Genomic DNA, 19,951 nt, shown 5'->3' with positions numbered 1-19,951 from the left:
TCACGCCTCCGCGGCCGGGGCACCGGACGGCCGGGGTCCGTCCTTCGGCGCGCCGCGCAGGATGGAGTTGCCCTCGTGGGTGGCGTCCGTGGTGGCGACGTCGAGGTTCAGCCGGCCGCTGAGTCCGTAGAAGGCGACGGGGTTGCGCCACAGCACCAGGTCGACGTCGTCCTCGGTGAAGCCCTCGGCGAGCATCAGGTCGGCGACCTTGCGGGTCTTGAGCGGGTCGCTCCTGCCCCAGTCGGCGGCGGAGTTCACCAGGACCCGCTCGGGGCCGTGGGCGCGCAGGATGGCGACCATCCGCTCCTCGTCCATCTTGGTGTCCGGGTAGACGGAGAAGCCCAGCCAGCAGCCGCTGTCCTTGGCCTCCTTGACGGTGGTCTCGTTGAGGTGGTCGACCAGCACCCGGTCCGGGGGGAGGGCGGACTCGCGGACGACGTCGAGGGTGCGGCGCAGGCCGGCGAGCTTGTCGCGGTGCGGGGTGTGCACCAGGGCGGGCAGGCCGTGGTCGGCGGCGAGCTGGAGCTGGGCGGCCAGCGCGGTGTCCTCGGCGGGGGTCATGGAGTCGTAGCCGATCTCGCCGACGGCCACGACGTTGTCCTTGACGAGGTACCGGGGCAGTTCGTCGAGGACGGGTGTGCAGCGCGGGTCGTTGGCCTCCTTGGGGTTGAGGGCGAGCGTGCAGTGGTGGGCGATGCCGTACTGGGCGGCGCGGAAGGGTTCCCAGCCGAGGAGGGAGTCGAAGTAGTCGCGGAAGGAGGCCGGGGAGGTGCGGGGCTGGCCGAGCCAGAAGGAGGGTTCGACGACGGCGCGGACGCCCGCGGCGTACAGGGCCTCGTAGTCGTCGGTGGTGCGCGACGACATGTGGATGTGGGGGTCGAAGATGCGCATCAGGACTCCTTGCCGTGGGGGTGGTCCGTGCCGTGCGTCGGGGTGGCGGGGGCGGACGGGGCGGACGGGGCGGACTCGGTCAGGGCCAGGACGCGGTGCAGGTCCTCCGGGACGGTCCGGCCGGCGGCGGTGCGCTCCTCGGCGTAGTCGCCCAGCATGCGGGCGAGTTCGCCGTCGCCCCGGGCGCGCCGGGCCAGGTCCGCCACGTGGTCGACGGCGACGCCGGTGAACAGGCACTTCAGTACGGCGTGCCGCCAGGCGTGGGCGTCGAGGTGCCGGGCGGAGTACGGGCCGACGGCGGCGGCGAGGAGGCGGGTGTCGTTGGTGCGCAGGGCGTCCTCGACGAGCGGGAGGGCGTCGGGTCCGGGCACGAGGTGCGGCAGGGCGTGCAGGACCGCGCGGCGTTCGTCCGCGGTGCCCTGGTGGTAGACCCGGGCCAGGGTGTCGGCGTCGGCACGGGCCGCGTGCAGGATGAGGACGCGGGCGGCGTCGGCGTGGGCAAGGCCGCAGCGGCGGCCGGCCTCGGCGAGGCGCAGTTCCCAGACGGAGATGGGTCCGTGGGTGCCGGGGTGGGCGGCGGCCTCCTCGAGTGCCCGGTCGAGCCAGGCGCGGGCGGCCCCTTCCAGGCGTTCGGCGAGGTGCCGGTGCAGCTCGGTGGGCGGGGTGGGGGCGGGGGCGGTGCCGTCGGCGGCCCGGTCTCCCCGGGTGCGGGGGGACGCCTGGTCGCCGGTGGTGTCCGCCTCCGGGGTGGCCGGGGTGACACGGGGGCGGGTCATGGGGTGCTGCTCCCTTCGGGGGTGGCGGAGGGATCGCCGTGCGGTGGGGAGGTGGCGGGCGGGCGGTCGGGAGCGGGGCCGGCCTGCGCCGCGGCCGGGGCGGCGCGGCGCAGGAACGGGAGGGAGCGGGCGGCGAAGTGGGGGCCCGCGTGGGAGTGGCGGGGCAGTTCGACGACGGTCAGGCCCGGGTATCCGGTGGCGGCGAGGGCCGCGAGGACGGGTGGGAAGTCGATCTCGCCGTCCCCGAGGGGGAGGTGTTCGTGGACGCCCCGGCGCATGTCCTCGATCTGGACGTGGCGCAGCCAGGGGGCGGCGTCGCGCACGCAGTCGGCGGGAGGGAGGGGTTCCAGGCACTGGCAGTGGCCGATGTCCAGGGTGAGGCCGAGGGGCTCGGGGTCGCCGAGCGCGCGGCGCAGGCGGTGGAAGTCGGCGAGGGTGGCGAGGAGGTGCCCCGGTTCGGGTTCGACGGCGAGCGGGACGCCGGCGCCGGCGGCGGCCTCCAGGACGGGGGTGAGGGTCTCGGCGAGGCGCTTCCAGGCGGTGTCCTCGTCGGTACCGGCGGGGAGGACGCCGCTGAAGCAGTGGACGGCGTGCGCGCCGAGGTCGGCGGCGACGCGGACGGCCCGGACGAGGAGGTCGACGCGGCGGGCGCGGTCGTCCGGGTCGGGGTCCAGCAGCGACGGACCGTGCTTGCGGCGGGGGTCGAGCACATAGCGGGCCCCGGTCTCCACGGTGACGCCCAGGCCGAGCGCGTCCAGCCGGTGCGCGACCCGGCGGGTGCGGGCGGCGAGGTCCGGGGCGAGCGGGTCGAGGTGCATGTGGTCGAGGGTCAGTCCGACGCCGTCGTAACCGAGGTCGGCGAGCAGGTCGAGGGCGTCGTCGAGCCGGAGGTCGGCGAGGCCGTTGGTGCCGTAGCCGAAGCGGAGCGGGGGCGCGAGGACGCCGTCCGGGTCCGGCCGCGGGCCCGCGGTCGCGTCCCCGGCCGGTCCCTGGTTCGGGTTCCGGCTCATGTGATGCTCACCTTCCTCATGCCGGCCCGCCTCGCGACCATCCGGCCGGCCGGGGCCAGGGCCGCGACCAGGAGGGATGTGGTGACCGCGCCGGAACGGGCGGCGAGCGCGGCCTGGAGCGGGATCGTGGCCCGGATGCCGCTGCCGACGGCGCGTTGGGTGAGCGGGGGCGAGGGGTTGAGCGCGGCGTGGAAGTAGGGGCGGGCGGCCGTGGCGGCGTAGAGGGCGCCCAGGGCGGTGGCGAGGGGCGGGCCCCCGGCCGGGCCGGGGCCCGGCAGGCCGGGGGCGGCTGCTGCCCGCCGGCCTGCCGGGAGTCGGGTGCGGCGGTGGGTGACCAGCCGCGTCAGCACCCCCGTCGTCGCGAGGGCCGCCAGCGGGGCCAGGGCCGAGCCGCCGCCGGTCTCCCGGCGGGACACGGCTGTGACCGCGAGGGTGTGGCTGCCGAGCAGCGCGGCGCAGGGCAGTGCGGCCCGGGTGCCGCCGCCGGTGGCGGCCGCGCCCAGGAGCAGGTCCAGTCCGCGGGCGGCGGCCATGGCCGCGGGACCGGCGACGGTGCGCTTCAGCGCCAGGTCGTAGGCCCAGACGGTCGCCGCCAGCGGCGCGGCCACCGCGAGGGCGGGTCGGCCGGCCCGGGCGGCGAGCGCCAGACCGGCGCCGGTGAGGCCGCAGGCCGCGGTGAGGGCGGCGGCCGGGCGGATGCGGCCGGACGGGAGCGGGCGGTGCGGGCGTTCCGCGGCGTCCTCGGCGCGGTCCGCCCAGTCGTTCAGGGCCATGCCCGCCTCGTACAGGCACAGCGAGGACCCGATGGCGAGCAGGGTGCGGGGCCCGGGGCGCGCGCCGGCCGCCGCCGCGCCGGCCAGCACGTCGCCGGGGACGGTGAACAGCGCGGGCAGGCGCAGCAGTTCGGCCCAGGCGCCCGCGCGGCCGGAGCGGGGGCGGGGTGTGCGGGGCGCGGCGCCGCCGGGGGGCGGGGCGCCGGCCGCCCTCGGTCCGGCCGGCACGGGCGTGTCCCGCGCCGTGGCGGCCGTGCGGCTCATCGCCGCGCCCCGCGGTCGTCGGCGCCGTCGCGCAGCCGCTCGGCGAAGCGCCTCAGCTCCGCGTACTGCTCGGCCAGTGACGACGGGCCGTCCCCGACCGGGTCCTTGAAGTAGAAGCCCAGCTCACGCAGCGGGCCGGACAGGCCCCTCTCCCGGGCACGGGCGACCAGACGGGCCAGGTCGAGGACGAGCGGGGCGGCGAGCGCCGAGTCGCAGCCCTGCCAGATGGTCTGCAGGATCATGCGGGAGCCGAGGAAGCCGTCGAAGGCGATGTGGTCCCAGGCCGTCTTCCAGTCGCCGAGCGCGGGCACGTCGTCGATGTGGACCTCGCCCTCGGGCGCGGCACCGAGGGTGTCGGTGAGGACGCGTTCCTTGCCGGCGTTCTTGGCGGCGGCGGCCGCGGGGTCGGCGAGGGCGGCGCCGTCGCCGCCGCCCAGGAGGTTGGTGCCGGACCAGGCGCGCACGGCGAGGGCGCGCTGCAGGAACATCGGGCCGAGCACGGAGCGCAGCAGGGTCTGTCCGGTCTTGCCGTCGCGGCCCGCGTGGGGGACGGAGGCCGTCGCGGCCTCGTCGGCCAGTGCCGGGTGGTGCAGGCCCGTGGAGGGGGTGAAGTTGACGTAGGGGCAGCCGGCGCGCAGGGCGGCCGCCGCGTAGAGGGAGCTGGGCGGCAGCGTGCCGTCGGTGGGAGCGGACTCGGTGGAGGCCACGTTCACCACGACGGCGCCCGCGAGGCCCCGGCGGCGCACGAAGTCGCGGATGTCGGCCGCGAACACGTCGATCCAGTCGTCGTCGGTGCGGGCCGGGCCGCCGTCCGTGTCACCGGCCAGGGGCCCGCCGGGTCTGATCTCCCGGTCGGCGGCGACGAGTTCGGCGTGCACCGCGGACGGCAGGCCGTGCGGCAGGACGCCGCCGGCGGCGAGGTGTTCGGCGCGTTTGGGCAGCGGGCAGTCGACGGTGTCGTGACCGCCGAAGACGAGGGACGACAGCGGCGGCAGGCCGCACGAGGTGAAGTCGGGAGTCTCGGTGACCATGCCGGTCGGCGGGTGGAGCCCGGCGGCGACGGCGGCGCAGCCCGCGATCGCGGTCGTGGCCACGGATCCGCGCGCCCCGATGAACCAGACGCCGAGGCGCGAAGCCGGGGTGGGGGTGGGGGTGGGGAGGGACGGTTCGGCGGACATGGGCAGCCTCCTTGTCGTACGCGAACCGGGTGCGAGCGCCGGGAGCGGGCGAGCGGGGTGCCGGGCGCGGGGCCCGGCGGGACGGCGGGCGGAGGTCCGGCGTCCTCCGCCCGCCGCCGTTCTGGTCGCCCTCGGGGCCTCTCGTTCGGATCACGCCGGGCTCGCGGGGTCCGGTCCGATCCGAACGGAAGGCCTTAGGAGGGCAGTTCCTTCAGCTGGATGTTGCGGAAGGAGACCTGGTCGTCGGCCCCGTGGTTCTGGAGGCCGATGTGGCCGTCGGTCAGGCTCCGCTCGGGGTCCTGGTTGGTGAAGTCGTTGATCTTGACTCCGTTGAGGAACACCTGGAGGCGTTCGCCCTGGACCTTGATCTCGTAGGAGTTCCACTGGCCGGGCGGACGCAGGACCTGGTCACGGGCCTTGATGTTCGCCGACTTGAACGAGTAGACGGAGCCCGTGGTGCGGTCGGGCGCGTCCGTGGCGTCGATCTGGATCTCGTAGCCCTTGTTCACCGCGGACCAGGGGTCGTCGGAGGCCGGGAAGCCCACGAAGACACCGGAGTTGTCGTCGCCCCGCATCTTCCAGTCGAGCTTGAGGGAGTACGACTTCAGCTCCTTGGCCTGGTACCAGAGCAGGCCCATGCCGCCCTCGGTCTCCAGGGTGCCGTCCTTGACGTCGAACCTGCCGGGGCCGGCCTGCTTCCAGCCGTCCAGGGTCTGGCCGTTGAAGATCTTCCGGTAACCCTTGTCCGGCTTGCAGTCCGCCTTGACCTGGCCGGTGGCGTACTGCAGACCGCCGAGCAGATGGGCGCGGAAGGCCTCCTCGGCGTAGGACTCCTTGGTGTGGCCGCCGCCGGTGTAGAAGGAGCGGCCGCCGCCGTAGTTCTGGCACCAGGCGATCGGGTGGTCGCCCTTCATGGTGCCGCCCTGGTACGTCGTCTCGTCGAGGGTGGCGAGGACCTTGGCCTGCTCGCGCGGGTTGGTGCGGTAGTTGTACCACTCGTCGGTGCGCTCCCAGGCGTCGTCCAGGTGCGCGGTGGCCGGGTGGTCGTGGTCCTCGACGCGCACGGTGGCCTTCTGGATGGCCGGGTGCGAGTCGAAGTAGGCGCCCACGAGACCGCCGTAGAACTCCCAGTCGTACTCGGTGTCGGCGGCGGCGTGGATGCCCAGGTAGCCGCCGCCGTTCTTGACGTAGTTCTCGAACGCCTTCTGCTGGTCGGCGTTGAGGACGTCACCGGTGGTGGAGAGGAAGGCCACGGCGTCGTACTTGGCGAGGTTGGCCGTGGTGAACTGCCCGGCCTCCTCGGTCGAGGTGACCGAGATGCCGGCCGGTCCGCCGAGCTCCTTCAGCGCGGCGATGCCCGCGGGGATGGAGTCGTGCCGGAAGCCGGCCGTCTTGGAGAAGACCAGGACCTTCTTGCCGGCCTTGAACGGCTCCTTGGAGAACTCGAAGTCGTCCACGTCGTACAGCGCGCCCTCGCCGCCCCTGAAGACCAGGTAGATCTCCGTGGTGCGCTTCGGCAGCGACCGCAGCGGCACGTCGACGTCCTGGAACCTCTCCCAGCCGCCGGTCGGCGGGATGTACGCCGAGCCGTGCAGCGGACCGTCGGGCGAGCCGGTGCGCAGCTCGACGAAGCCGCCCGCGCCGCCGGAGGAGGCCCGTACGGTCATCTTCTTCTGCCCGTCGAACCGGTAGGGGCTGAAGGAGATCCAGTCGCCGTCGTGGATGTCGCCGACGGTCTTGCCGCCGTTGGCGCCGGTCTTGTCGATCACCGACACACCCTGCTGGGCGGTGAAGTGCTCGGCCTGGCGGTGCAGCGGCTGGAGCACGGTGCGGGCGGTGCCGGTCAGGGCCTCCTGGCCGTTCGCCCCGCCGTCGGTGTAACTGGCGCCGACGACGCCGTAGATGTTGGCGTTGGGGTCGTGACCGCCGTCCCCGGGGGGCGGCTTCAGGGTGCCCTCACAGCCCGTCTCGCTGGTCAGCTCGTGGGCGTGGGAGTCGTGGCCGAGGCTGTAGACGACCTTGACCCTGGAGCAGTCGACCTTCTCCTCGGGGTCGGTGACGGTCACCTTGAACGGGACGGGCTCGCCGAAGGCGGCCAGGCTGCCGTTGCCCGGGGTCTCGATCCTCACCGTGGGCTCGGTGTTGCCGACCACGATGCGGACGCTGGCGTTGCCGGTGTTGCCCTCGGGGTCCTTCGCGGTGAAGGTCGCGGTGTAGGTGCCGACCTTCTTGTACTTGTGGGTGGGGGTGAGTCCCTCGCCCTCGGTGCCGTCGCCGAAGTCCCAGGCGTAGGTGAGGTCCGGGGAGTCGGCGTCCTTGGCGGAGGCGGTGAACCTGACCTTCAGGCCGGCCGCGCCGGACGTCCTGTCGGCGCTCACCTCGGCGATCGGGGAGAAGCCGTCCTCGGCGTTCTCGATGCGGTACAGCGCGGAGTTCTCGTCGCCCTGGAACCAGGAGACGCCGTAGTCCAGGACGTAGAGCGCGCCGTCGGGCCCGAACTCCATGTCCATGATCTGGGTGCCGGTCCACGGGAAGTCGTTGATCTTCGCGACGGAGCCGTCCTCGTTCTGCTCGATCCGCTTGATCCAGCGGCGGCCGAACTCGCCCGCGAAGAAGTCGCCGTCGAACTCCTCGGGGAACTTCACCTTGGAGTCGAGCCCGGCGTCGTAGCGGTAGACCGGGCCGGCCATCGGGGACTCCGAACCGCTGCCGAACTCGGGCACGCTGCCGCCGTCGTACGGGATCCAGGCGGGCTGGGCGGGCGGCAGGTCGACCAGGCCGGTGTTGTGCGGCGAGGTGTTCTTCGGGGCGTCGCAGTCGAACTTCTCGCCGGAGACCTTGGTGGCGAAGTCGTAGTCGACGTAGGCCTCGTTGTCGCCGGTGCAGAACGGCCAGCCGAAGTTGGCGGCCTCGGTGACCTTGGCGAACTCGACCTGGCCCGCCGGGCCCCGCTTCGGGTCGGCGGCGCCGGCGTCGGGGCCGTAGTCACCGACGTAGACGGTGCCGGTCTTGTCGTCGACGCTCATGCGGAACGGGTTGCGGAAGCCCATCGCGTAGATCTCGGGGCGGGTCTTCTCGGTGCCCGGGGGGAAGAGGTTGCCCTCCGGGACGGTGTACGAGCCGTCCTCGGCGACCTTGATGCGGAGGATCTTGCCGCGCAGGTCGTTGGTGTTGCCGGAGCTGCGGCGGGCGTCGAAGGCCGGGTTGCGGCCGGGCCGCTCGTCGATCGGGGTGTAGCCGTCGGAGGCGAAGGGGTTGGTGTCGTCGCCGGTGGACAGGTAGAGGTTGCCCTCGGCGTCGAAGTCGATGTCGCCGCCGACGTGGCAGCAGGTGCCGCGGGAGGCCGCGACGTCCAGGACCTTCTTCTCGCTGGCCATGTCCAGCGTGCCGTTGGGGTTGAGGACGAACCGGGAGAGGCGGTTGACGCCGTCGAACTTCTTGAAGTCCTCGGCGGTGCCGGTCTCCGGGGCGTCGCCCGCGGGGGTGTCGAGCGGCGGGGCGTAGTAGAGGTAGATCGCCCGGTTGTTCTCGAAGTCCGGGTCGATGCCGACGCCCTGCAGACCCTCCTCGTCGTGGCTGTAGACGGGGATCTTGCCGGCGACCTTGGTGACGCCGCCCTGGTCGGTGAGGCGCAGCGTGCCGTCGCGCGAGGTGTGCAGGACGCTGCGGTCCGGGAGCACGGCGAGCGACATCGGCTCGCCCGTCTCGGGCTCGCCCTTGGCGAGCGGTACCTGCTGGAACTGCCCCTCGGCGGCTGCCGGTTCGTCGTGCTCCGGGTGGCCGGGGTGGGCGCCGGCGACGGTCGCCGGGGTGCCCACGGCCAGGACCAGGCCGGTGAGCAGGGCGAGGGTGGTGCGAAGCCGGGGACGTCTCGTGGTGGGGGCGGTGCTTCCGAGTCTGCTTCTGTGCACGAAGTCCCTCCGGGAACGGGGTGGGCCGTACGGAACGGGTGCGAAGACGTGCGGTGCGTGCGGGCTCCGGGGTGCGCCGTCACCCCGGAGGCGTGGGTGTCCTGAACACTTCAGGGACGGTAACCGCGTTCTTCCGGGGCGAACAGCCCTTGGACCGGAACCGGTTGAACTTTTTCCCAACTCAGGACAAAGCGGGATCCGGGCAGGCCGGACCGGGGACCGGCGGACGCTCCGGTCCCCGTCCCCGACCTGCCGTCGGGCGGGCGGTTCAGCTGTTGAACGCGGCGTCGAAGGACGCGCTGGGCGGCTCGAAGTCGAACGCCTTGAGGCGGGTCAGCGCCTCGGGGGCGCCCTGGAGGCGGTCCATGCCGGCGTCCTCCCACTCCACCGAGACGGGGCCCGTGTACCCGATCGAGCGGAGCATGCGGAAGACGTCCTCCCAGGGGACGTCGCCGTGGCCGGCGGAGACGAAGTCCCAGCCGCGCCGCGGGTCGCCCCAGGGCAGGTGGGAGCCGAGGCGGCCGTTGCGGCCGTCGAGGCGCTTGCGGGCCTCCTTGCAGTCGACGTGGTAGATCCGGTCGCGGAAGTCCCACAGGAAGCCGACCGGGTCGAGGTCCTGCCACACGAAGTGGGAGGGGTCGAAGTTGAGGCCGAAGGCCGGCCGGCGGTCGACCGCCTCCAGGGCGCGGACGGTGGTCCAGTAGTCGTAGGCGATCTCGCTGGGGTGCACCTCGTGCGCGAACCGCACGCCCTCCGCGTCGAAGACGTCCAGGATGGGGTTCCACCGCTCGGCGAAGTCCTCGTAGCCGCGCTCGATCATCGACTCGGGGGCGGGCGGGAACATGGCGACCAGGTGCCAGATGGCGGAGCCGGTGAAGCCGATGACGGTGTCGACGCCGAGGCGGGCCGCGGCGCGCGCGGTGTCCTTGATCTCGGCGGCGGCGCGCCGGCGCACGCCCTCGGGCTCGCCGTCGCCCCAGATGCGGTCGGGCAGGATCGCCCGGTGGCGTTCGTCGATGATGGCGTCGCAGACGGCCTGGCCGACCAGGTGGTTGGAGATCGCCCAGCACTTCAGGCCGTACTTCTCCAGGAGCTGGTGGCGGGAGGCGACGTAGGACGGGTCGGCGAGGGCCTTGTCGACCTCGAAGTGGTCGCCCCAGCAGGCGAGTTCGAGGCCGTCGTAACCGAAGTCGCGGGCCAGTCGGCAGACCTCCTCCAGGGGCAGGTCCGCCCACTGGCCGGTGAACAGCGTGAAGGTGCGCGGCATCCGTATCCGTCCTCCTCAGGCGGCGATCGTCGTGTAGACGGAGTTCTTCTCGGCGCTCTCCTCCACGGCGGCCAGCACGCGCTGCACCTGCAGTCCGTCGGCGAAGGAGGGCTCGGGCGTACGGCCCTCGGCGACGGCGTGGACGAGGTCGCGGGCCTGGTGCACGAAGGTGTGCTCGTAGCCGAGGCCGTGGCCCGGCGGCCACCAGGCGTCCAGGTAGGGGTGCTCGGGCTCGGTGACGAGGATGCGGCGGAAACCGGCGTGCGCCCCGGGCTCCGTGCCGTCGTGGTACGACAGCTCGTTGAGCCGCTCCAGGTCGAAGGCGAGCGAGCCGCGCTCGCCGTTGAGCTCGATGCGCAGGGCGTTCTTGCGCCCGGTGGCGTAACGGGTGGCCTCGAAGGAGGCGAGGGCACCGGAGGCGAAGCGGCCGGTGAACAGGGCGGCGTCGTCCACGGTGACCTGTCCGGTGCCGGCGGCGGAGACGGCGGCCAGGCCGCTGCTGGGCGCGGTGGGCAGGGGCCGCTCCCGCACGAAGGTCTCGGTGAGCGCGGAGACGCCCGCCAGCCGCTCGCCGGCCAGGTACTGCGCCAGGTCGACGATGTGCGCGCCGAGGTCGCCGAGCGAACCGGAGCCGGCCTGATCGCGGCGCAGCCGCCAGGTGAGCGGGAAGGCGGGGTCCACCAGCCAGTCCTGGAGGTACGTCACCCGTACGTGCCGCAGGGCGCCGAGGCGGCCCTCGGCCACCATCCGCCGGGCCAGCGCGGTCGCGGGGACCCGGCGGTAGTTGAAGCCGACCATCGCCACCTTGCCCCGTTCCCGCGCCTCGTCGGCGGCGCGGACCATCGCCTCGGCCTCGGCGACGGTGTTGGCCAGCGGCTTCTCGCACAGCACGTGCTTGCCGGCGGCGAGCGCGGCGAGGGCGATCTCGGCGTGGCTGTCGCCGGGGGTGCAGATGTCGACGAGGTCGACGTCGTCCCGTTCGACCAGGGCCCGCCAGTCGGTCTCGGCGTCCGCCCAGCCGTGCCGGTCGGCCGCCGCGCGCACGGCGTCGGCGTCCCGGCCGCAGACCACGGTCAGTTCGGGGCTCAGCGGCAGGTCGAAGACGCGGCCCGCGGTGCGCCACCCCTGGGAGTGGGCGGCGCCCATGAAGGCGTAGCCGACCATGCCGACGCGCAGCGGTGGCTTCCCCGTGTCTGCCCCTTCTGACGCTTGCGGCTGTGCCATACGGATGTCCTCCTCGTCGTCGTGGCGGGCGGGGGTGGTCCCGCCCGGTGGGCTGGTCAGGCCCGTGGGGCGGGGCTCCTCACTTGAAGCCGGTGGACATGTACTGGTCCACGTTCTCCTTGTCGACGACGGCCGAGTACAGCGTGAGCGACGCCGGGATCTCGTACTCGGCGAGGCCGCCGACGCCCTTGCCCTGGCCGAGGGCACGGGCGAGGTCGATCGCGGAGGCGGCCATCGTCGGCGGGTACAGGACGGTCGCCTTCAGGACGCCGTTGTCGGCCTTGATGGCCTCGAAGGCGGAGAGCGCGCCCGCCCCGCCGACCATCAGGAAGTCGTCGCGTCCGGCCTGCTCGATGGCGCGCAGCGCGCCCACGCCCTGGTCGTCGTCGTGGTTCCACAGCGCGTCGAACTTCGACTGCGCCTGGAGGAGCTGGGCCATCTTGGCCTGGCCGGACTCGACCGTGAACTCGGCGGCCTGGCGGGCCACCTTCTTGATGTTGGGGTAGTTCTTCAGGGCGTCGTCGAAGCCCTGGGTGCGCTGCTTGGTCAGCTCCAGGTTGTCGAGCCCGGCGAGTTCGATGACCCGGGCGCCGGGCTTGTCCTTGAGCTTCTCGCCGATGTAGTGGCCGGCGTTCAGGCCCATGCCGTAGTTGTCGCCGCCGATCCAGCAGCGGTACGCCTGCGGGCTGTTGAAGATCCGGTCGAGGTTGACCACGGGGATGCCGGCGCGCATCGCCTTCAGTCCGACCTGGGTGAGCGCCTTGCCGTCGGCGGGCAGGATCACCAGGACGTCGACCTTCTTGTTGATGAGGGTCTCGATCTGGCCGATCTGCTGGGCGGTGTCGTTGGACCCCTCGGTGGTCTCGAGGGTGACGTCGGAGTACTTCTCCGCCCGCTTCTTGGCGTTGTCGTTGATGGCCGCGAGCCAGCCGTGGTCGGCCTGCGGTCCGGCGAAGCCGATGGTGACCGGCTTGCCGGGCTTGTCGGCGGCGGCGGGCTGCTCGCCCGCGGCCGGCTTGTCGTCGTCGGACTCGTTGCTCGTGCAGCCGGTGAGGAAGGCACCGGCGGACACGGCGGCGGCTCCGAAGAGGAGCCCTCTGCGGCTCGCGAAAGGCGTGGGCTGTGGCATGGCGGTGAACCCTTTCCTCAGGTCGTGCTCGCGGTACGGCGCTGGACCAGCACGGCGGCGACGATGATCGCGCCCTTGGCGATCTGCTGGACGTCGCTCTGCAGGTTGTTCAGGGCGAAGATGTTGGTGATGGTGGTGAAGATCAGGACGCCGAGCACGGAGCCGACGATGGTGCCGCGGCCCCCGGTGAGCAGGGTGCCGCCGATGATCGCGGCGGCGATGGCGTCGAGTTCGTAGAGGTTGCCGTTGGTGTTCTGGCCGGAGCCGGACAGGACGATCAGCAGGAAGGCCGCGATGCCGCAGCACAGCCCGGACAGCAGGTAGAGGTACAGCCGCTGGCGTCGCACGTCGATGCCGGCCAGCCGGGCGGCCTCCGCGTTGCCGCCGACGGCGACGGTGCGGCGTCCGAAGGTGGTCCGGTTGAGCACCAGCCAGCCGATGACGGTGACCGCGGCGAACACCAGGACCAGGGGCGGGATCCCGAGCACGTAGGCGTCGCGCTCGCCGAGGTCGAGGACGCCGTCGACGGTGACGATCTGCGTCCGCCCGTCGGTGATCTGCAGGGCCAGGCCGCGGGCCGAGGCGAGCATGGCGAGGGTGGCGATGAAGGGGACCATCCCGCCGTACGCGATGAGCACCCCGTTGACCAGTCCGCAGCCGAGGCCCACGAGGACGGCGGTGAACAGGATGCCGCCGAAGCCGTACTCCTGCGTGGCGACCGTGGTCGCCCACACCGAGGCGAGGGCGACGATCGCGCCGACCGACAGGTCGATGCCGCCGGAGATGATGACGAAGGTCATGCCGACGGTGACGACGCCGATGACGGAGGCCTGGGTGAGGACCAGTTGCAGGTTGCGGGTGTCGAGGAACTCGTCCGGTTTGGTGATGCCGCCGATGAGGACCAGCGCGGCGAGCACGCCGAGCAGCGACCACGTGCGGACGTCGGCGCGGAACAGCACGGCGCGCCAGGCGGGCGGGTCGCCTGCCTGCGGCACCTTGCCGGTGCTGTCCCGCGGCGGGGAGACGGGCTGCGTCATGACGCCGGGCTTCCTTCCATGACCAGGTCGAGTACACGGTGTTCGTCGAGTTCGCGGGCGGGTGCCGTGTGGACGACCCGGCCCTCGCGCAGGACCAGGACGCGGTCGGCGAGGCCGAGCACCTCGGGCACCTCGCTGGAGACCAGCAGCACGGCGAGGCCCTCGTCCGCCAGCCGGCGGACGACCGCGTACAGTTCGGCGCGGGCGCCCACGTCGACGCCGCGCGTGGGTTCGTCGAGGAGCAGGACCCGGCAGCCGCGCAGCAGCCAGCGCGCGAGCACGGCCTTCTGCTGGTTGCCGCCGGACAGGGTGCGCACGGGCACGTCCGGGTTGTCGGGCCGCAGCGACAGCTCGCGGGTCGCCGCGCGTGCCGCCCCCAGTTCGGCACCGCGGTCGATCCAGCCGCCCCGCGAGAAGCGGGACAGGGTGGAGACCGACACGTTGCGGGTGACGGACTCCAGCATGAGCAGCGCCTGCGCCTTGCGTTCCTCGGGGGCGAGCCCGATCCCGGCCCGTACGGCCGCCCGCACGCTGCCCGGCTTCAGGGGGCGCCCGTCGACGAGGACCCGCCCGGTGTCCGGCCTGCGGGCGCCGTAGACCGTCTCGAGGATCTCCGAGCGCCCGGAGCCGACGAGCCCCGCGAGCCCGACGATCTCACCGGGCCGCACCTGGAGGTCGAGCGGGTCGAACTCGCCCCGGCGGGACAGCCCTTCGACGGTGAGCACCGGTTCGGCCCTCGGCGCGGAGGCGGGCCGCTGCGGGAAGACGTACTCGACGTTGCGTCCGGTCATCAGCGCGACCACCTCGCGGGTGGGCGTCGACTTCGCGGGCAGCCCGCCGGCGACGGCCCGGCCGTCCTTCAGCACGGTCACCCGGTCGCCGATGCGCCGGATCTCCTCCAGGCGGTGCGAGATGTAGACGACGGCCACTCCGTCGGCGGTGAGGTCGGCGACGATGCGGAAGAGGTTGTCGACCTCGTCCGGGTCGAGGGCGGCGGACGGCTCGTCCATCACGATGAGCCGTACGTCGTGGGAGAGCGCCCGGGCCATCGACACGATCTGCTGCTGCGCCGCCGACAACTCCCCCACCAGGCGGGCCGGTTCGATCTCCGGGTGCCCGAGCCGTCCGAGCAGCCGGGCCGTCGAGGTCCGCGCGGCCTTCCCCCGGACGACGAAACCGGCGGTCGTGGGTTCGTGGCCGAGGTGGACGTTCTCGGCGACCGACAGGTGTTCCACCAGGTCGAGTTCCTGGTAGATGGTGGCGATGCCGAGGCGCATGGCGGCGATCGGTGAGCGCAGGGTGACCGCTTCTCCGCGCCAGCGGATGGTGCCCGTGTCGGGCTGGTGGGCGCCGGCCAGCACCTTGATCAGGGTGGACTTCCCGGCGCCGTTCTGGCCGAGCAGGCAGTGCACCTCACCGGCCTGGACGTCGAGGTCGACGCCGTCCAGGGCCCGGACTCCGGGGAACGACTTGGTGATGCCGGACATGCTGAGCAGCGGTGGTTCTGGTGCCATGCGGATTCCCCTCGGCGGGCGTGCGGCCGGTTCAGGGCGCGGTCGGGCCAACGTTGTCAGGGCAGGGCGGAACAGCGGGGTGGTACCGGTGGGACGTGCGGTGCGGTGGCGCGTGCGGTGCGGCGGTGCGATGGGTGCAGTGCGGTGGTGCGACCGCGCGGTGGGTCCTACGCGGGTGAGAACAGGTGGTCGCTGATGAGCCGGGCCGCGCCGATGACGCCGGCGGTGGGGCCCAGTTCGCCCAGGACGATGGGCAGGTTGCCGGTCGCCAGCGGCAGCGACTGGCGGTAGACCTGGGTGCGGATCGCGGCGAGCAGGGTGTGGCCGAGGCCGGTCACCCCGCCGCCGATCACCACCAGGCCGGGGTTGAAGAAGCTGACCAGGCCGGCGATGACCTGGCCGGTGCGGTTGCCGCCCTCACGGATCAGGTCGAGGGCGGTCGCGTCCCCCGCGGCGGCCGCGGCGGCGACGTCGACGGCGCTGAGCGTGCCGTTCGCCTCCAGGCGGCTCGCGAGTTCGACGGAGAGCCGCTGCTGGGCGGCCTCCGTGGCGTCCCGGGCGAGGGCCGCGCCGGAGAAGTGCGCCTCCAGGCAGCCCCGGTTGCCGCAGGCGCACGGGCGGCCGTCGGGCACGGCCTGGATGTGCCCGATGTCGCCCGCGCTGCCCGTCGTACCGCGGTAGACCTCACCGCCGACGACGATGCCGCAGCCGATGCCGGTACCGATCTTGACACAGAGGAAGTCGGCGACGGTGCGGGCGACGCCCGCGTGCTGCTCCCCCATCGCCATCAGGTTCACGTCGTTGTCGACCATGACCGGGCAGCCGAGCTCCTGGCTGAGCGCCTCCCGCACGGGGAAGCCGTCCCAGCCCGGCATGATCGGCGGAGCCACCGGGACGCCCTCGGGGAAGCGGACCGGGCCGGGGACGCCGATACCGGCGCCGTCGAACCCCTCCGCGAGTCCCGAGGCCTTCAACTTGGCGGCCATGGCCAGTACTTGCTCGAAGACCGCGACCGGTCCCTCGCGGACGTCCATGGGCTGGTTGATGTGCCCGAGGATCTCCAGCTCGGCGTTGGTGACGGCGACGTCGACCGAGGTCGCGCCGATGTCGACGCCGAGGAAGCGCAGGTGCGGGTTGAGCCGGACGTTGTGGGAGCGCCGGCCGCCGCGCGAGGCGGCGAGTCCGTCGGCCACCACCAGCCGGGTCTCCAGCAGCCGGTCCACCTCCACGGCCAGCTTCGACCGCGAGAGGTCGACCTGGTCTCCCAACTGGGCGCGGGAGTTGGGGCCGCCGTCGCGCAACAGCCTGAGGAGCCGGGCCTGATGGGCGTTCGCGGGTCGCGCCGTCATACGTCTCACGAGCCCCTCCCCGCCTCGACCGGCCTGTGCGTGCCGGATCCCGGCCACGTCCGTGCGTGCTTTCGGAGGGAACGTAGCAGCGACCGCCCGGGGTGGGAAGAAGTCGCGCAGGAATCGCCCCCTACTTTTTCCACTCACAGGACAAAGGTGTCCAGGGGGGCGCCCGGGGCCGACGGGGGAGCTAGGACTCGGCCCGGGCGTGGTACGAACGCCGGGTGTGCTCGGTGTGCTCGCGCATGAGCCGGGTGGCCCGCTGTTCGTCGCGGTCCGCGATGGCGTCGATCAGGTCGCGGTGCTCGACCCAGGACTGTCCGCCGCGCTGCCGGGCGACCGGTGTGTAGTACCAGCGCACGCGCCGGTCGACCTGGGCGGCGAGTCCGGCGAGCACGGTGTTGCCGGCCAGCTCCATGATCGTGGCGTGGAAGCGGGCGTTGAGGGCGACGGCGGCGTCCACGTCGTCGGAGGCGACGGCCTCGAGGCCCTGCGCCAGGATCTCCTCCAGGGCCTCGATGCCCGCGCTGTCGGCGTTGAGCGCGGCGAGCCGGGCGGCCTCGGCCTCCAGCAGCGTACGGACGGTGAGGAGCTGGTCGGCCTCCTCCTCCGTCGGCTCGTGCACGAACGCGCCCTGTGCCGGCCGCAGATCGACCCAGCCCTCGGTGTTCAGCCGCTGCAGCGCCTCGCGCACCGGCTGGCGGGAGACCCCGAGGTGGCCGGCGAGTTCGCTCTCGACGAGGTGCTGGCCGGGCCGGAGGGCGCGGGTGGTGATGAGTTCGAGCAGCGCCTCGTAGACGCGGTCGCGCAGCGGACCGGGCCGTTCGAGCCTGGGCACCGCCCCCTGGGGCAGTCCTGTCGACAACATCGCGGTCCCCTCCTCGGCAGGGCGGCCGTGCACCGCCGCAAGGCCGGTGTCACCGCACGCCGGTGGCGATTGTCTTTCGTCTACAGTCTACGGCGTGTCGGCACCGGGGAGAGGGAGAGTCGGCCACGTCGCACCGGCACGGGGAGGACGCGGGGGCCCCGGGGCACCGGGCGGGAGGGACCGGGGGCGTCGGGGCGGGGGGAATCGGGGCGCCTGGACGGTCAGGGGCAGCGCACGACCTGGCCCGCGTAGGACAGGTTCCCGCCGAAGCCGAACAGCAGGACCGGGTCGCCGGTCGACACCTCGCCCCGCTCGATGAGCTTGGAGAAGGCGAGCGGGATGCTCGCGGCCGAGGTGTTGCCGGACTCGGTGACGTCGCGGGCGACGACGGCGTTGACGGCGCCGATCCTGCGCGCGAGGGGTTCGATGATCCGCAGGTTGGCCTGGTGCAGCACGACGGCCGCGAGGTCCTCGGGGGTCAGTCCCGCCTTCTCGCAGGCCTGGCGCGCCAGGGTCGGCAGCCGCGTGGTCGCCCAGCGGTAGACGCTCTGCCCCTCCTGGGCGAACCGCGGCGGCGTCCCCTCGATCCGCACCGCGTGCCCCATCTCGGGCACCGAGCCCCACAGCACCGGGCCGATCCCGCCCTCCCCGCCGGCCTCCACCACGGCCGCGCCCGCCCCGTCGCCGACGAGCACGCAGGTGGAGCGGTCGGTCCAGTCGGCCACCTCGGTCATCTTGTCGGCGCCGATCACCAGGGCGCGGTTCGCGGCCCCGGCCCGCACCGCGTGGTCGGCGGTGGCCAGCGCGTGGGTGAACCCGGCGCAGACCACGTTGACGTCCAGCACGGCCGGCCCGGGCATGTCGAGGCGTGCGGCGACCCGGGCGGCCATGTTGGGCGAGCGGTCGATCGCGGTGGACGTGGCGACCAGCACCAGGTCGATGTCGGCGGGTGTCCGGCCGGCCGCCGCGAGCGCCTTGGCGGCGGCGTGCGCGGCCAGTTCGTCGACCGGCTCGTCGGGTCCCGCGACGTGACGGGTGCGGATGCCCACCCGGCTCGTGATCCACTCGTCGCTGGTGTCGACCATGCCCGCCAGGTCCTCGTTGGTGAGCACCCCGGCGGGCTGGTAGTGGCCGACGGCGACGATGCGCGAGCCGATCATGGGTGGATCCCCCTCGTGGTTCGGTTGCGGGATGCACCAGTCTGATCAGTGACTCACGGGTACGGGGGCAGGTGAAGTGACAGGAATCGAGTGTCGGGCTTGTCGGCTTCGGTCAGGCTCCCGCGCACGACCGCCCGGGGCCCGCGGTCACCCGGTGAACAGCTGCGCCGCCTTCCGCACGAGCTCGTGGAGGCCGTAGGCGAGCGGCACCCCCACCCACAGCCAGGCGAAGGCGATCAGCCCGCGGCGGCCGGGGCCGGGCGGGCTCTGACTGCTGTCGCCGGTCATCGGCGGCCTCCTTCGGGGCCTCGGGGCCCGGGACGTGGTGGCGGGGGTGGACGGGCCGGACCAGTTCGTTGGCGACGAAGCCGGCGACCAGCAGCCCGATCATGATCAGGAACGACAGCCCGTACAGCGACGAGCCGTGCCGGCCCGCCTCCTCCTGGCGGTCGGCCACCCGGTTCACGATCAGCGGCCCGAGCACGCCGGCCGTGGACCAGGCGGTGAGCAGCCGCCCGTGGATCGCGCCGACCTGGTAGGTGCCGAAGAGGTCCTTCAGATACGCCGGGACCGTCGCGAAGCCGCCCCCGTAGAAGGAGAGGATCACCAGCGCGCACAGCACGAACAGCGGCTTGGAGGAGTCGCCGAACAGGGCGATCAGCGCGTACATCAGCGCGCCGGCGCCCAGGTAGAGGCGGTAGACGTTCTTCCGGCCGATCAGGTCGGAGGTGGACGACCAGCCGATGCGGCCCGCCATGTTCGCCGCCGACAGCAGCGCGACGAAGCCGGCCGCGGCCGTCGCCGACACCGGCGCGGCGGTGTCGGCGAAGAAGTCGGTGATCATCGGCGCGGCCTTCTCCAGGATGCCGATCCCGGCGGTGACGTTCGTGCAGAGCACGATCCACAGCAGCCAGAACTGCGGGGTGCGCACCGCGGCGCGGGCCGGGACCTGCGGCCCGGTGGGCACGGCCGGGCCGCCCGCCGCCGGCCGCCCGGTGCGCGGCACCCGCACGAGCACCACGCCGAGCAGCATGAACACCGCGTAGGTCAGCCCGTGCACGAGGAAGGCGAGCGCGATGCCGGCGTGGTCGGCGCCGAAGGACTCGAGCATCCGCGCCGACCAGGGCGAGGCGATCAGCGCGCCGCCGCCGAAGCCCATGATGGCGATGCCGGTGGCCATGCCGGGCCGGTCCGGGAACCACTTGATGAGCGTCGACACGGGCGAGATGTACCCGATGCCGAGGCCGATGCCGCCGACGCAGCCGTAGCCGAGGACGATCAGCCAGTACTGGCCGGTGGCCGCGCCGAGGGCGGAGAGCAGGAAACCGGAGGAGAAGCAGACCAGGGCGACCGTCATCGCCCAGCGCGGGCCGTTGCGTTCGACCAGCGTGCCGCCGAAGGCGGCGGACAGGCCGAGCATGACGATGCCGAGCTGGAAGGGCAGCGCGCTCTGGGTGCCGCTGAGGCCCAGCGCGGACTCGAGCGGCGGCTTGAACACGCTCCACGCGTAGACCTGGCCGATGGAGAGGTGGACGGAGAGGGCGGCGGGCGGCACCAGCCAGCGGCTCCAGCCCGGGGGCGCGGTGGGGGGACTCATGGA

Annotated in this window: 15 protein-coding genes; all 15 read right to left on the bottom strand. The window is 73.2% G+C overall.

The features are described 5' to 3' along the window. The 15 genes from CP969_RS31445 to CP969_RS31375 all read right to left on the bottom strand — a co-directional run bounded on the left by CP969_RS31445 (position 1) and on the right by CP969_RS31375 (position 19,948). Positions 1-891, bottom strand: a complete 891-nt coding sequence (locus tag CP969_RS31445; protein ID WP_004980911.1) for a TatD family hydrolase — start codon at positions 889-891, stop codon at positions 1-3. Further along, on the bottom strand, positions 891-1,667 hold the full coding sequence (locus CP969_RS31440; protein WP_016823814.1) for an EboA domain-containing protein: 777 nt from the start codon (positions 1,665-1,667) through the stop codon (positions 891-893). The genes CP969_RS31445 and CP969_RS31440 overlap by 1 nt, the downstream gene beginning before the upstream one ends. After that, on the bottom strand, positions 1,664-2,677 hold the full coding sequence (locus CP969_RS31435; protein WP_016823815.1) for a sugar phosphate isomerase/epimerase family protein: 1,014 nt from the start codon (positions 2,675-2,677) through the stop codon (positions 1,664-1,666). Before CP969_RS31435 ends, CP969_RS31440 begins: the two co-directional genes overlap by 4 nt. Continuing rightward, positions 2,674-3,714, bottom strand: coding sequence for an SCO3242 family prenyltransferase (locus CP969_RS31430; RefSeq protein WP_150474991.1), 1,041 nt, complete (start codon positions 3,712-3,714; stop codon positions 2,674-2,676). The genes CP969_RS31435 and CP969_RS31430 overlap by 4 nt, the downstream gene beginning before the upstream one ends. Continuing rightward, the gene (locus tag CP969_RS31425; RefSeq protein ID WP_004980917.1) at positions 3,711-4,892 is read right to left on the bottom strand and encodes an inositol-3-phosphate synthase; all 1,182 of its coding nucleotides are present in this window, start codon (positions 4,890-4,892) and stop codon (positions 3,711-3,713) included. The genes CP969_RS31430 and CP969_RS31425 overlap by 4 nt, the downstream gene beginning before the upstream one ends. A gap of 194 nt (positions 4,893-5,086) precedes the next feature. Next, on the bottom strand, positions 5,087-8,803 hold the full coding sequence (locus CP969_RS31420; RefSeq protein WP_016823816.1) for a ThuA domain-containing protein: 3,717 nt from the start codon (positions 8,801-8,803) through the stop codon (positions 5,087-5,089). A gap of 268 nt (positions 8,804-9,071) precedes the next feature. Beyond that, positions 9,072-10,070 carry a sugar phosphate isomerase/epimerase family protein gene (locus CP969_RS31415; protein ID WP_004980921.1) on the bottom strand — a complete coding sequence of 333 codons (999 nt, stop codon included), beginning with the start codon at positions 10,068-10,070 and terminating at the stop codon, positions 9,072-9,074. A gap of 15 nt (positions 10,071-10,085) precedes the next feature. Then, positions 10,086-11,294: a Gfo/Idh/MocA family protein gene (locus CP969_RS31410; protein WP_026084722.1), complete on the bottom strand. Its 1,209-nt coding sequence runs from the start codon at positions 11,292-11,294 to the stop codon at positions 10,086-10,088. Positions 11,295-11,373: 79 nt separating this feature from the next. Continuing rightward, on the bottom strand, positions 11,374-12,423 hold the full coding sequence (locus tag CP969_RS31405) for a substrate-binding domain-containing protein (RefSeq protein WP_004980927.1): 1,050 nt from the start codon (positions 12,421-12,423) through the stop codon (positions 11,374-11,376). A gap of 17 nt (positions 12,424-12,440) precedes the next feature. Then, complete coding sequence (locus CP969_RS31400) at positions 12,441-13,460, bottom strand: ABC transporter permease (protein WP_016823819.1); 1,020 nt, start codon at positions 13,458-13,460, stop codon at positions 12,441-12,443. Continuing rightward, complete coding sequence (locus tag CP969_RS31395; protein ID WP_026084723.1) at positions 13,457-14,974, bottom strand: sugar ABC transporter ATP-binding protein; 1,518 nt, start codon at positions 14,972-14,974, stop codon at positions 13,457-13,459. The genes CP969_RS31400 and CP969_RS31395 overlap by 4 nt, the downstream gene beginning before the upstream one ends. A 167-nt stretch (positions 14,975-15,141) precedes the next feature. After that, entirely contained in the window at positions 15,142-16,323 is a 1,182-nt protein-coding gene (locus CP969_RS31390; RefSeq protein WP_016823821.1) for an ROK family protein, read from the bottom strand. 190 nt (positions 16,324-16,513) lie between these two features. Then, positions 16,514-17,191, bottom strand: coding sequence for a GntR family transcriptional regulator (locus CP969_RS31385; RefSeq protein ID WP_004980937.1), 678 nt, complete (start codon positions 17,189-17,191; stop codon positions 16,514-16,516). A 221-nt stretch (positions 17,192-17,412) separates the two neighbouring features. Next, positions 17,413-18,351, bottom strand: coding sequence for a beta-ketoacyl-ACP synthase III (locus tag CP969_RS31380; RefSeq protein WP_004980938.1), 939 nt, complete (start codon positions 18,349-18,351; stop codon positions 17,413-17,415). A 112-nt stretch (positions 18,352-18,463) separates the two neighbouring features. Continuing rightward, a complete protein-coding gene (locus CP969_RS31375; protein ID WP_223887132.1) occupies positions 18,464-19,948 on the bottom strand; it encodes an OFA family MFS transporter in 1,485 nt (494 codons plus the stop codon). Positions 19,949-19,951 lie beyond the last annotated feature (3 nt).

The organism is Streptomyces viridosporus T7A, assembly GCF_008704515.1.
Taxonomy (GTDB): Bacteria; Actinomycetota; Actinomycetes; order Streptomycetales; family Streptomycetaceae; genus Streptomyces; species Streptomyces viridosporus.
Note: the sequence above shows the minus strand (reverse complement) of the source record. Positions and strands in the feature narration are given on the sequence as shown.

Bases quoted from the DNA above. Each gene is read 5' to 3' on its own strand.
- CP969_RS31445 (WP_004980911.1), bottom strand. From the start codon at position 891: ATGCGCATCTTCGACCCCCACATCCACATGTCGTCGCGCACCACCGAC.
- CP969_RS31440 (WP_016823814.1), bottom strand. From the start codon at position 1,667: ATGACCCGCCCCCGTGTCACCCCGGCCACCCCGGAGGCGGACACCACC.
- CP969_RS31435 (WP_016823815.1), bottom strand. From the start codon at position 2,677: ATGAGCCGGAACCCGAACCAGGGACCGGCCGGGGACGCGACCGCGGGC.
- CP969_RS31430 (WP_150474991.1), bottom strand. From the start codon at position 3,714: ATGAGCCGCACGGCCGCCACGGCGCGGGACACGCCCGTGCCGGCCGGA.
- CP969_RS31425 (WP_004980917.1), bottom strand. From the start codon at position 4,892: ATGTCCGCCGAACCGTCCCTCCCCACCCCCACCCCCACCCCGGCTTCG.
- CP969_RS31415 (WP_004980921.1), bottom strand. From the start codon at position 10,070: ATGCCGCGCACCTTCACGCTGTTCACCGGCCAGTGGGCGGACCTGCCC.
- CP969_RS31410 (WP_026084722.1), bottom strand. From the start codon at position 11,294: ATGGCACAGCCGCAAGCGTCAGAAGGGGCAGACACGGGGAAGCCACCG.
- CP969_RS31405 (WP_004980927.1), bottom strand. From the start codon at position 12,423: ATGCCACAGCCCACGCCTTTCGCGAGCCGCAGAGGGCTCCTCTTCGGA.
- CP969_RS31400 (WP_016823819.1), bottom strand. From the start codon at position 13,460: ATGACGCAGCCCGTCTCCCCGCCGCGGGACAGCACCGGCAAGGTGCCG.
- CP969_RS31395 (WP_026084723.1), bottom strand. From the start codon at position 14,974: ATGGCACCAGAACCACCGCTGCTCAGCATGTCCGGCATCACCAAGTCG.
- CP969_RS31390 (WP_016823821.1), bottom strand. From the start codon at position 16,323: ATGACGGCGCGACCCGCGAACGCCCATCAGGCCCGGCTCCTCAGGCTG.
- CP969_RS31385 (WP_004980937.1), bottom strand. From the start codon at position 17,191: ATGTTGTCGACAGGACTGCCCCAGGGGGCGGTGCCCAGGCTCGAACGG.
- CP969_RS31380 (WP_004980938.1), bottom strand. From the start codon at position 18,351: ATGATCGGCTCGCGCATCGTCGCCGTCGGCCACTACCAGCCCGCCGGG.
- CP969_RS31375 (WP_223887132.1), bottom strand. From the start codon at position 19,948: ATGAGTCCCCCCACCGCGCCCCCGGGCTGGAGCCGCTGGCTGGTGCCG.